15 protein-coding genes and 1 pseudogene are annotated in these 12,031 nt (G+C 51.0%); 12 read left to right on the plus strand and 4 right to left on the minus strand.

All coding sequences use genetic code 11. The annotated features are described in order from the left end of the window. Window positions 1–81 precede the first annotated feature (81 nt). Both IPF95_15610 and IPF95_15615 read left to right on the plus strand, forming a co-directional pair. Entirely contained in the window at window positions 82–768 is a 687-nt protein-coding gene (locus IPF95_15610; protein MBK6476111.1) for a hypothetical protein, read from the plus strand. Between the two features lie 133 nt (window positions 769–901). Beyond that, the gene (locus tag IPF95_15615; GenBank protein ID MBK6476112.1) at window positions 902–1,291 is read left to right on the plus strand and encodes an STAS/SEC14 domain-containing protein; all 390 of its coding nucleotides are present in this window, start codon (window positions 902–904) and stop codon (window positions 1,289–1,291) included. Between the two features lie 335 nt (window positions 1,292–1,626). Here the strand turns inward: IPF95_15615 and IPF95_15620 are convergent, their stop codons facing one another. Beyond that, window positions 1,627–1,800: a hypothetical protein gene (locus tag IPF95_15620; protein ID MBK6476113.1), complete on the minus strand. Its 174-nt coding sequence runs from the start codon at window positions 1,798–1,800 to the stop codon at window positions 1,627–1,629. 397 nt (window positions 1,801–2,197) lie between these two features. Here IPF95_15620 and IPF95_15625 point away from each other — a divergent pair. Then, window positions 2,198–3,208, plus strand: a pseudogene (locus tag IPF95_15625) (Fic family protein). Window positions 3,209–3,347: 139 nt separating this feature from the next. Next, window positions 3,348–4,001, plus strand: a complete 654-nt coding sequence (locus tag IPF95_15630; protein MBK6476114.1) for a hypothetical protein — start codon at window positions 3,348–3,350, stop codon at window positions 3,999–4,001. A gap of 14 nt (window positions 4,002–4,015) precedes the next feature. On the opposite strand, the gene IPF95_15635 is transcribed toward IPF95_15630, so the two are convergent. Next, window positions 4,016–5,623 (minus strand): hypothetical protein, encoded by a 1,608-nt coding sequence (locus IPF95_15635; protein MBK6476115.1) that lies wholly within the window; start codon window positions 5,621–5,623, stop codon window positions 4,016–4,018. Between the two features lie 235 nt (window positions 5,624–5,858). On the opposite strand from IPF95_15635, the gene IPF95_15640 reads away from it, so the two are divergent. Next, window positions 5,859–6,278: a hypothetical protein gene (locus IPF95_15640; GenBank protein MBK6476116.1), complete on the plus strand. Its 420-nt coding sequence runs from the start codon at window positions 5,859–5,861 to the stop codon at window positions 6,276–6,278. Window positions 6,279–6,420: 142 nt separating this feature from the next. On the opposite strand, the gene IPF95_15645 is transcribed toward IPF95_15640, so the two are convergent. Further along, window positions 6,421–6,759: an alkylphosphonate utilization protein gene (locus IPF95_15645; GenBank protein MBK6476117.1), complete on the minus strand. Its 339-nt coding sequence runs from the start codon at window positions 6,757–6,759 to the stop codon at window positions 6,421–6,423. A gap of 128 nt (window positions 6,760–6,887) precedes the next feature. On the opposite strand from IPF95_15645, the gene IPF95_15650 reads away from it, so the two are divergent. From IPF95_15650 to IPF95_15660, 3 genes are all read left to right on the plus strand, one after another. Then, entirely contained in the window at window positions 6,888–7,397 is a 510-nt protein-coding gene (locus IPF95_15650) for a DinB family protein (GenBank protein ID MBK6476118.1), read from the plus strand. A 74-nt stretch (window positions 7,398–7,471) separates the two neighbouring features. Beyond that, window positions 7,472–7,882, plus strand: a complete 411-nt coding sequence (locus tag IPF95_15655; protein MBK6476119.1) for a hypothetical protein — start codon at window positions 7,472–7,474, stop codon at window positions 7,880–7,882. Window positions 7,883–7,960: 78 nt separating this feature from the next. Continuing rightward, complete coding sequence (locus tag IPF95_15660) at window positions 7,961–8,542, plus strand: antibiotic biosynthesis monooxygenase (GenBank protein ID MBK6476120.1); 582 nt, start codon at window positions 7,961–7,963, stop codon at window positions 8,540–8,542. A gap of 10 nt (window positions 8,543–8,552) precedes the next feature. Here the strand turns inward: IPF95_15660 and IPF95_15665 are convergent, their stop codons facing one another. After that, entirely contained in the window at window positions 8,553–9,308 is a 756-nt protein-coding gene (locus IPF95_15665; GenBank protein ID MBK6476121.1) for an outer membrane beta-barrel protein, read from the minus strand. A gap of 119 nt (window positions 9,309–9,427) precedes the next feature. Here IPF95_15665 and IPF95_15670 point away from each other — a divergent pair, with 119 nt between their 5' ends. Genes IPF95_15670 through IPF95_15685 form a run of 4 tightly spaced genes read left to right on the plus strand, consistent with a single transcriptional unit; the run spans window position 9,428 to window position 11,939 of the window. Then, window positions 9,428–10,213, plus strand: coding sequence for a methyltransferase domain-containing protein (locus tag IPF95_15670; protein ID MBK6476122.1), 786 nt, complete (start codon window positions 9,428–9,430; stop codon window positions 10,211–10,213). A gap of 6 nt (window positions 10,214–10,219) precedes the next feature. Next, window positions 10,220–10,567 (plus strand): MmcQ/YjbR family DNA-binding protein, encoded by a 348-nt coding sequence (locus IPF95_15675; protein MBK6476123.1) that lies wholly within the window; start codon window positions 10,220–10,222, stop codon window positions 10,565–10,567. A gap of 2 nt (window positions 10,568–10,569) precedes the next feature. Continuing rightward, entirely contained in the window at window positions 10,570–11,367 is a 798-nt protein-coding gene (locus tag IPF95_15680) for a methyltransferase domain-containing protein (GenBank protein ID MBK6476124.1), read from the plus strand. 38 nt (window positions 11,368–11,405) lie between these two features. Next, window positions 11,406–11,939 (plus strand): hypothetical protein, encoded by a 534-nt coding sequence (locus IPF95_15685; GenBank protein MBK6476125.1) that lies wholly within the window; start codon window positions 11,406–11,408, stop codon window positions 11,937–11,939. The last annotated feature ends 92 nt before the right edge of the window (window positions 11,940–12,031 follow it).

Here is a 12,031-nt window from a genome sequence, read left to right on the forward strand (position 1 = left end):
CGTGCACTACTTTAAGTCGTAGCGTTACTTTGTTCGGTATTGTGCATTGAGCAAGCATCAACCCCATAAAGGAAAACGTTCATGCAAACCTTAACACCAGCCACACAACGATCAGCGTTCTTCTCACTGATCTTCCTCCTAGGCCTCTCGCTTTTTGCTTTTGCCATAGGCATGAAATGGATGAAATGGACGGGTGGCAGTGCCATGATGATCATAAGCGCGGTGTTGGCTATGGTGGGTGCTTTCGTTCAAGTTAGCAAGGCTGCGGACCGCGCCTTGGTGATGATCATGCGCAGTGCGATGGCAGCCACGGTGCTTTATGCAGTCTGGCGACTTCTGTATTGGCCGGGGGCGCTGGTGGTAGCGCTGTGCGCGCTGGTGCTGGGCATCACGGCCGTGGTGCTCTGGTGGCGGGGTGATCGGGTGCGCAAGGGTGCGCTTGCAGCGATGCTTGTAGTTCTTGCCGGTGGTGCTGCATTCATGTCCACACCTGTGCATGCGGTCTACGGGTATATGATGCTGGAGACACCGGGTGCCAAGCGATTCATCCACAGTGGCGTGGGTCAATGGTACAAATACAGTTGGCTGTTGTATCAAGATGGCCAATACGAAAAAAGCACGGTGATGATCGACAGTGCCATGGCGATCGTAAGCGACCACCATGCACGCACGGGATCGAGCGGAGAATGGCTCTTGGTAAAATTGGATTCCACGCGAGATCGGATCGCGGCGCGTAACTGGAATGAATTCCATGAGTTGGCGAAGTGAACGAAGAGCGTGGTAGTGAAGTAATAACACACTGGGGCAAAGGCGAAACCTGTTCATTGAATTCTGTTCCTGACCGCCGAACGATGATTTCCGTTGGGCGTGTTGTACCTTTCGTGGACCAAAGCAATCTGTGATGATCGAACAACTGGAAACCTTTCCCGATAATGTCCTAGCGATCGAAGTGATCGATAAATTCAACGAAACGGATGAAAAGCTATGTCAGAAATGGTTCGAGGCCAAGCGTGCATCCAACTCACAAGTGAACGTGCTGGTGAAGTTGGATGAAATGAAACTTTCCGCATCGAGTATAAAGGCCTTTTTCGAGGACATGCTCTGGGTATTGCGGAACTACACGCACCTAGGGCACCTCGCCATCGTAGCGCATTCCAATGTACTGAAAGCTTTGGTACCATTGGATAACCTATTCTTCCAACGCGCGAGCAAAGGACGCATGGAGCGCTACTTCGACGTATCGCAGATGGAGGATGCCATAGCCTTTGTGAAAGCTGGTCCGGCCGAGTAGTTCGGTTGGATACTTCACGTTCCGAGGACAGGTCGGCTCATGATTGCTCATGCCGCCGCGACTATTCCATGCTAGTTGCGGTCGCGGGGATAGGGAACTGTTGCAATACTTCGATGATCATTGCACACCGGTCTTAACTGAGTGTATGGGCAGCCTGCACTTTCTGAGCATGCGATCTTTTTGGATCTTCCCAAAAGCAACACGGAAATATGTTCTGCGGTGCAGAGCCTCACCGGATGCACTCGTTCTTCTGGAACACGAACGGGCCGTGGTCGTTGGAATTTTGTGATCTGTTCTTTCGGCAGACACTTTTCCGGATGCTCCACTGTCGTTTTCTATTGGATTAGCTTTACCTGCATGAACTCCCCCGCCGCACGTCGCAAGCTTATCATCGTATTGATCGCCGTGATCATGATCTGTTGCACGGCCTCGGCCGTATTTGGATTTCGATCTGGGCATACTGCGCGGGCGGTATCTACCTTTTTCGCCGGGCTTGCCTTCTCGTTCATGATCTGGTCGCAGATGGCGCGTAAACAGGGGTAACGGAAGGCCTTGGGTACTTTGAACCCAGAATATGCATTAGAGATTCTGCTATGGCCCAAATTCACTGTGGTATCAACCGTTTCACTGGCTTTCCTCTCGTCAGAATAGCTTAGGCTATTCTTCCCTGCCTACCGCAGGCAGGCTCGACGAAACCCTTGCTACCGTTGTGAATTTGACCCTCGCGACGAACTCTAATGCATAATCCGGGTTGAACGGTTCGTGATCAAGAGGCTGTTTCCAAACCATTGACCTGTGTCATGCGGAGAATAACGCCCTTATTCTCCGCAACATTTGTGGGATGCTAATGAGCTGGATGGCGCACTGGTAAAAGCGCGCCATGCCCAAGCGCATTTATTGGGCCAAATGGCGGTTATAGGTTTCGATCTGCGCAGTGAAGCCAATTTGGAAACGATGACCGTTGATGTGTTGCGCACGAGCGCCATCGAAGGCGAGGTGCTTGATCAGGAACAAGTGCGCTCCTCGTTGGCAAGACGGCTGGGCTTGGATGTTTCCGGCGCACCGAATACCGACCGGCATGTCGAAGGGATCGTTGAAATGATGCTCGACGCAACGCAGAATTGCAACGGCAAGCTCACGGCCGATCGCTTGTTCGGTTGGCACGCAGCGTTGTTCCCAACAGGCCGAAGCGGAATGCTGAAGATATTGGTCGGCAAGTGGCGCGATGACAGCACTGGTCCGATGCAAGTCGTATCCGGTCCGATGCGTCGCGAAAAGGTGCATTACCAAGCACCGGCTGTAGCGCGGCTGAAGAAAGAAATGTCGGCGTTCATCAACTAGGTGAATACCGAAAAGGCGGTGGACCCACTAGTAAAAGCGGCGCTAGCGCATTTCTGTTTCGTTACGTTGCACCCGTTCGAAGACGGCAATGGGCGTATCGCACGCGCCGTGGCAGACATGCTACTTTTTCGAGCTCAGCGGTCTCCGAACGGAGTCGAGGAGCCGCAGCGGTTCTACAGCATGAGCGCGCAGATCCGCACGGAGCGTAAGCAATACTACACTGTGCTGAAAAATTCCCAACACGATTCGCTTGATGTTACCGAATGGCTCATGTGGTTCTTTGGGTGTTTGCATCGTGCCATGGTCGCGTCAGAGAAAACGCTCGCTACCGTATTGAACAAACACCGGTTCTGGCACACACATGCCAAGACCATCCTGAATCCACGCCAAGTAAAAGTGCTCAACAGACTATTGGATGGCGTCGAAGGCAATCTCACATCAAGCAAGTGGGCCAAGCTCACGAAGTCCAGCCAAGACAGAGCATCCAGAGACATTCAGGACCTGACGAAAAAGAAGGTTTTGAAGAAGGCCAAGGCTGGTGGGCGTAGCACGCATTATGTGCTCATCGCAATGTAAATATGCATGAAGAATTATGTTGACCGTATCGACCAGGGCACAGGTCAGTCAAAACTTACCCATACGCTAACATCGGTCAGTTTTTAGTACAGTTCTTCCAACTACTTTGCGTTCGCTATTTTCAAATTCTTGACCTGCCATGGAACCTCTGGTATACCCGCGTTTCCTTTTCGTGAAGGATGATTTCTACGACGATCCCGATAAGGTTTACCGTGCAGCGCAACAAGCAACCTATCACGAACCGGAGCATTACACCGGCTTTCGCAGCACTACGGTCTACCACGAACCCAAGGTCCGCGCCAAGTTGGAACGCTTGCTCGGTGTGAAGATCACCCGTTGGGATACCGACCCGGCCGATGAGAACGGTGTGTTCTATCAAGCCTTCGCGAACGGCAAATACAAAGAGATGCCGGGAGTCCATTCGGACCTGCCGTACAACGACATTACAGCCATAGTGTACCTCACCCCTGGCTTACCATTTGACCGTGGCACTTCACTCTGGATGCACAAGCGGACCGGACTGTGTGATCCGCCTACACCCGCTGCCGCACGCAAAGCAAAAATGAAACTGAGCGAAATGCGCGAGCTCTTCGAGAAGGACAGCCGGGATCGAAGCAAATGGGAGGAAGTGGATCGGGCCGGATACCGTGCAAACCGCTTGGTGGCTTATCCCTCAGGCGTGCTTCACTCAGCAACGAACCACCATGGTGGTACCATCAACACCGTGCGGTTGTACCAGACCTTTCGGATCGGAGTTGATTGGAAAAGTTCCAAGCTGGTGAACGACCGGTAAGCTTTTCACCGTTCCTAGTTGAAGTAGCGAAGCAGCAACTCCTGATAGCTGTATGGGTCGCTCGGCTTAGCGGTGATCATGCGGTGCAGCAGATCCAGTTTACCCTGATCGGTTACGCGCAAGGCTTCAGCCCACAATGCTACCTCCTTCAATACACGCACCCCATCTGGTTCGTTCACATTCTTGCCGCCCGTGCGCTTCAGGAATTTCTTGACACTCTCGTTCTCTGCTCGGTCCCTATCTCCGGAATACGTGGTGCGGATCAACCGCTTCACTTTATCCGTGATATCATGGACGCCCATCTTTTGCACGTCGCCTAACGTCAACGCCAAATAGCTCTCGGTGAACCGGATCAATACGCGGGTACTTGTGCGATGCCCCTTGTGCACTTTGCGGCGTTCCACCTCGGTCTCTGCGAGCTTCGCCAGCGCGGTATCCATTGACCGGAAACCATGTTTGTAGTAGAACCAGTAGGCGCCTGAAGCAATGCCATCCGCGTTATCCAACCCGAATTGATACGGCTCTATCTCGAAGCGCTCAACTTGGAACACTTGTCTGAAAACACGAAGGAGCTGGCACATCATGTATCCGGATCCACCACCCCTGAACGCTTCGAAGATATTGATCCCGAATTCCGCTCGCTGCCCGAAGATCCAGGCCCCACCATACGCAGCAGGATAGCCGTTCTTGAACAAGGTGTATCCAACGTATGACTCCAGTACGAGCTGTCGTGCGGGAACCATTCCGTAGATCGCGATGGTGATCCCTTGTTCCAATTCGTAGAGGCGCACTGTCCGCTCGTCCATGTAGGTGACCGGGTCCGTTTCCCGGTCTTTCAGTACCATGGCGTACTTGAGCGTGCGGAGCAACAACGCCTTTGTGCTATCGGTCAACACAGTCGCTTCCGGAAGCACGCGATCGAGCAATTCACGCTGATCGAATTGCTTCGGGATATCGGTTTGGAAGAACGGCTTCCGCAGATCCAGAACATTGTATGCACGTGAAAGCGTCCTGTTCTTCGGTCGTATCTTCAGGTAAAAACCCAAACTGTCGAACAGCAGGTCCATCACACGCGGCCTGTCCTTCAACTTTTGCAATTCCGATAGCAGAAAACCGATCTCACGGCGCTTCGGTATGCCTAGCGCCTGCAGCAATTCCACATTACCATAGCCTGCGGTGGTCACACTCCGTTCCATGGATGGCAGCGTGGTGGCCAAGAGTTGGTTCAGGTCCAATGTAGCATCTTTGAAGTGATCGATCTCGATCGTACAGTTCGGGTCCGAGTTCAGCCAAGCGGTCTGGTCGATGGAGAATTTGGAGACCTGGTCCACAAAAGGAAGTCCCGAGTTCATCAGTGCATGATCCGGATCCTTTTTGGAAAGTGCAAGTGCGCGTGTTACACGATCCATTTCCTTTCGTGCCGCAACAATTACCGCCTTGTTGGGCGGCATGGCTTGAATGAATTGCAGCAGCTCGCAATACCCGATAAGTCCTTTTGTAGTTGGTAGTTCACAGCGTGCTAATTCACGAAGTGCGTCCAACTTGATCGCATTGCTTGGTGCATCAAAGGAAGCAACCACCTTGCTCAACTTCCTTACGTGATTACCGAATGATGTATTCATGATCCAGTTGTAAATGTGCTGAACGATCGACCTTCGAAGGTCCCACCGTCATTTACCGTCCGATCTTACGGTGAAAAACGTGAACTAAAGCTGCGCTATATCAGCTTTGGCAAAATAGCTTATCCTATCCATCACAGAAGTCGGCCATCTCTTGAACCATACCCCTATCCTGTTCTTCGGATCAGCGATGCTCCGCGAAGAATGCTAATTTTATCCAACATCAAATTCCACCAAGATGCGTGAAACAATGTTGATCCTACATTTCATTGGTCTGGCCATGGGCCTTGGGACAAGCTTTGCAATGATGTTCCTAGGCATTGCCAGTAGCAAGATGGAACCGGCCAAGGGTCGGGAATTCATGTTGAATGCTACGACACTTGCCCGCATGGGGCAGATCGGTCTGGTATTGCTGCTGATCTCTGGTGCTTATCTAATTACACCGTATTGGTCTGTACTGATGGATGAGCCCTTGCTGATCGCCAAGCTCATCCTGTTTCTCGTACTTGGCGCATTGGTCGGTGTGATCTCCGGCAAGGCGAGAAAGGCCCGTAACGGAGATGCTGAAGTGCATTTGCGAGCCATGACCACTGTTGGCCGGTTAGCCATGCTTACCGCGTTGGGTGCAGTGGTGCTGGCCGTTCTGATGTTCCAGTAGGGCTTGCGCGGTGCTGCCCTAACACGCATTGAGATAAGGCTGGTCCCATGCAACCAACGCTGTGTTTACACATAGCAAATGTCCCATCAATGTGCCAGTTACACACTTCAATCACTGGTATGAACCCCTGTGCTGAGGTCGATCACGCCTTCTTCACGAACTCGCTTTTCAAGGCCATTGCGCCGAATCCATCTATCCTGCAATCGATATTGTGGTCGCCCTCCACGAGGCGGATGCCTCGCACTTTTGTTCCCGCCTTCAGTGCTTTCGGTGCACCTTTCACTTGCAGGTCTTTCACCATTACTACGTCGTCGCCGTTCTGCAACACATTACCGTTCGCGTCCTTCACGACCATCGGAGCATTCTCAGCTGCAATTTCATCCGGGTTCCACTCGTGGCCACATTCGGGACACATCAAGGACTGGCCTGTTGGATAGGCGAATGCTGACTTGCATTGTGGGCATGGAGGTGTATCGGTCATGCTGCAAAACTATCAAGATCCCATTCAAACCCATCGCGTGATCGAACTTCCTTCACTACCAATGAATAGATCGATCGTCAACATGCTTCTCCATTTCGCAGAATTCTTGCAATTCCGACCTTTGAACAATGGACCGCTCCCATCTAATTGACCAGCTCGCTCGGCACGGCGCCGTATACCGCGCGTTCTTCACTGAACTAACACAGGCGGAGATAACCTGGAAACCCGCACCCGATAAATGGTGTTCACAGGAGATCCTCTGTCATCTCTACGACGAAGAGCGGGAAGACTTTCACCGCAGGCTCGAACATGTATTGACAACACCCGAAGCACCGTTGCCACCAAGCAACCCGGTGGAATGGATGGCAACGAGCAATTACATGGCGAAAGACTTCACCACCGAATTACACCGCTTTTTAGAGGAGCGAAAGAATACTGTTGCATGGTTGCGCACGTTGGAGAACGCAGCATGGAATAATATACATGAACACCCAAAGGTCGGTGCGATAATACCCGAATTATTCCTGACCAACTGGGTAGCACACGACCTGCATCATTTGCGTCAACTGATCAACTTACGGTATGCTTACTTGAAGTCCATCAGCACGGTACCGTTGGATTACGCCGGAAAGTGGTAGATCCACTACCCTTTTCAGGATCAACATAATGTGGGAGAGAACAGTATATTCACTGCCCATTAAATCGCTTGATCATGAACCCGATCCTAAGAAATATCCTTGCTGTTATTGTCGGTATCATCGGCGGTGCGCTCGTGAACATGGCGATCATAATGATCAGCGGAGCGGTGATACCACCACCGGATGGTGTTGACACCAATGATCTGGAAAGCATCAAAGCGAACATCCATCTGTATCAACCGATCCATTTCATCTTCCCTTTTCTAGCGCATGCTTTGGGCTCCTTGATCGGTTCTTTGATTGCAGCGTCGCTCGTAACTACTCGAAGAATGACGTTTGCTGTCGCTATGGGTTTTTGGTTCTTGATCGGCGGACTTGCAGCGGCATATTTGATACCGGCCCCGAACTGGTTCATTGCGTTGGATCTGTTGGTCGCTTACGTGCCTATGGGTTGGCTGGGAGGTAAATTGGCTACTCGGAGTTGAACCGAAGTTCCAGATCTTTGTCTCCAATTAACGGATCCAATACTGGTCTCTCTTGTGACGGGCCGAAATCGGGCACCAATGACAGAGACACAAAACAACGAAGCAACCTTAGCAACAGATGATGGTGCAACCGTTGTTATAACCCATCGCATTCGCGCAGAGCAGAACGCAGCGTACGAAGCATGGCTCGATGAGATCGGTCGCGTCTGTCGCAGTTTTCCGGGGCACTTGAATTGGCAGAGCATCAGGCCAATTGCAGGTATGACAGGCACGTATACGATGGTGATCCGGTTCAATAATCGCGCGAATTTGGAAAGGTGGATGTACTCCGATGAACGCAAAGCATTCGTAGCGCGGGTTCGTCCACTGCTGGCTTCGGATGACGACTACCACATTAGCACCGGTCTTGATTTTTGGTTCACGTCTGCCAGCGGAACCATGCATAGTCCACCACGCTGGAAGCAAGCCGTAGTTACGTTCATAGCACTGGTTCCGTTGGTGATCATGATACCCGCACTTTTGGCTCCTCTCTTCAAGCTGATTGGGCTTGAACAGATGATGATCATAAGCGCGATCGGCACCGCTGTGATCGTAATTCTAATGGCCTACGTGGTGATGCCGAACTTTACGCAGCTGATCAGGAAGTGGCTATACGCATGATGGGCGGAATTCACTTACCCAAGCGTACTGTTATACCCAACCCTACTTGCACCCCACTAGCGGAGAATTTGGATGCGTAGTCCAGACTATCAAAGATCGTATTTTCTGGATCACGATCACGCCATTTCACACCAAGCATGCCGTAACGCACCTGCGCTTGCAATCCGAAATGCTTCCCGAAATAGTAGCTTACGCCGGTCGCTAATCGAAAGTGAAGACCAGCATGAACATCTGCGAATTTCTTATTGTCGAAACCCACTGCTACATCGGTAAATTTCAGGACCGTAATGCCAAACTCCGGACCTACCATCCAGTTGAACCGGTATTTGTTCATGATGTAGAAGCGCGGCGATAGCCCTAAGGCATATAGTTTGTTCGAATTGGAAGCGAGCGTATCGATGAACCTACCGGACACTTGGTTTGAATTGGAGATCAGCGTGTCGCTAGCAAAGTCGATATAACTACCATAGTTGAGATCATTGAAACCACCATATTCAAAGTATAGTCCAACACTTAGCAGGTTCGTGATCCCGAACTGAAAATCCAGCGGAATGGTCCGGGCCACAGTGCCATCCGTAGTTGATCGTTTTTTGATAAGCACTCCGCTGTTGATGAATTCTTGGTCAAACTTGGTAGAAAAAAAACCTGCAGAACCACTCAGAGAGATATGAACGGTACCTCTCTTATTCGATTGCGCGAACGACACCGGGCCGGCCAATAAGGCGAACACAAGTAGAGTTACGGAAGGCAAAAGAAGATGGCGCATAATGGAGGCAAAGATGAAGTTGATGAAAACTGATGCAATATAGGGTAATGGGTTACACGGATCCGAAAATCAGGCGCTATTTGGTGGGATCATCGCAACCCAAACCCTACCTTCATCCCATGGCCTATACGAGCTATAACACCATAGGCACAGAGTATGACACTACGCGCAAAGCGGACCCGTACCTAAGCGAGCGTTTGTTCACACTGCTGGGCTTACCTAGGTCAGGGCATGTGTTGGATGTTGGATGTGGAACGGGGAATTACACCCTTGAATTGGCGCGAACGGGATTGCAACTGACCGGCATGGATCCATCACGGACCATGTTGGATCAGGCGATGAAAAAATCAGCTAAGGTCACTTGGTGTATCGGAACAGCGGAGAACATTCCTTTTGCGGATGGCACCTTCAAAGGTGCGATCGGCACATTGACCACTCATCACTGGAGCGAGCTGGAAAAAGGGTTTCGCGAGATCCATCGTGTGTTGAGATCAGGAAGTAAACTGGTGCTGTTCACTTCGACTCCCGAGCAGATGCGTGGCTATTGGCTCTGTCATTATTTTCCGAGGACCATGGAACGTTCGTGTGCATTTATGCCCACGTTGGAAGCTACGTTGGAGGGGCTCCAAAATGCAGGGTTCAGACATATTGTACAAGAATCCTATGTCATACGGGCCGATCATCAAGATCACTTTTTATATTCAGCAAAGGACGAACCGGAGCGCTATTTGGATGCGGAATTCCGCAAGGGCATTTCAACCTTTAGTGCATTATCCGATCCCGAGGAATTAGCGAATGGCCTAGCCCGATTGGAACACGATATCGCAAGTGGAGAATGGATGAACGTGCGTGCGAACTACACACATGATCGCGGCGACTACCTCTTTATTGCAGCTCAACAATAAGAACGAATGGACGCACAGACCGCACGAGAAATGGCATTGGACATGCCCGGCACCGCAGAGAAAGAACACTTCGGAAGGCCCAGCTATAGTGTCAAGAAGAAGATATACATGACCCTATGGATCGATGATGGTCGGGCCGTAATGAAGTTGACGGTGGATCAACAAACGAGTTTGCATGAAGAATACCCCGATGCCTTTGCACCTGTACCCAATAAATGGGGTGGCCACGGTTGGACGAATGTTTTTTACGACCACATCAACGAGCGTTTGTTCCGTTACGCCATGGACCTTGCTTGGCGCAATGTGGCACCGAAGTGGATCATTCCTACGCGGCAAGCACCGCCTAAAGGTTAATAATGGACGATATCAAAGCCGCTTTCGAAGCAAACCGCAAACTTTGGAACGAGCGCACTACCCACCACATAGGGTCAAAGTTCTATGATGTTGACGGATTCGTTGCCGGCAAGAGTTCCTTGACGGACATTGAGCTTGAGCTATTGGGAGATGTGGAGGGCAAACGGATCCTTCATCTGCAATGCCATTTCGGGCAGGACACGCTTTCGCTGGCACGCATGGGAGCGCTCGTCACCGGTCTGGATATATCTGAAAAGGCCTTGGAAGAAGCGCAACTGCTGACCGAACGGTGTGGCTTAGAAGCGGAATGGGTTTTGAGCAATGTGATCGATCATCGGCCGGAATTGGATGGGAAATTCGATGTGGTCTACACGAGCTATGGAACCATTGGCTGGATCCCGGATCTGAAGCCGTGGGCAGCGAACATCAAGCGGTACTTGAAACCTGGCGGTCGGCTGGTGTTCGTGGAGTTCCATCCGGTGGTCTGGATGTTCGACGATGACTTTACGGCGATCACGTATTCCTACTTCAATCGCGAATTGATCGTGGAGGAGGAAGAGCGATCCTATACCGAACGCGAATTGCCGATCAAACTACCCTCCTATTCCTGGAACCATGATCTGGGAGAACTCATGACTGCATTACTGGACCAAGGGTTCATCATTGATCGATTCAACGAGTTGGATGGATCACCGTTCGATTGTTTCTCCAATTCGATCAAAGGCGATGACGGTAAGTACCGCATTAAAGGCATGGAGGGCAAATTGCCCATGGTCTACGGTCTCGCCGCGCATATCTGAACATATTCTGTTATCCACATTAGTTTCGCGCAGTGAACATGTCAACCGGTTCTAAGGCCTTCGTGATCGTTTTCGCTGCGATCATCTTTCTGTTCATCATCGGTGATCGTTTCAAAATGAAGGCCGATGTAAAAGAGGTTCCTGACTATGCGATGGAATTGGATACTACTGCCGTTATTGAGATCCGTTCCACATCGCAGAAAGATCCACAGGCCGACTTCATTTACCTTCGCAATGGCACGGATTGGGTTGAACTGACCAGTGACAGCATCATTGGTCGCACTATTGAAGCACGTGGATTACTCTCCGTATTCCAACAGCTCAAGATAAAACGCACTATGGGCAGCCTTTTGGAGTTCGGAGATCGGTTTCAATTGCGAGCCAATACCATGCTGACGGTCGTTTTCATTGATGTGGATGGGAACGAGAAAGCACTGAATATTGGCAGCGACACGTTCGGCGCCAGTAGCGATAAGACGTGGACCTATGTGCATATACCGGGTGGGACCGAAGTATATGCTATTGAAGTAGCTTTGTGGGATGTGTTGAAAGGCAAGAACCGGAGTCAATAGCTGTTAACATGCGCGTGTTCGGCGAGAGGGCCGATACCCTGAGCAGAGTACAACCCGGTCGTTGCACATTTGTATCGATATCCGCTAGTTCA

The organism is Flavobacteriales bacterium, from assembly GCA_016704485.1.
Lineage (GTDB): Bacteria > Bacteroidota > Bacteroidia > Flavobacteriales_F > PHOS-HE28 > PHOS-HE28.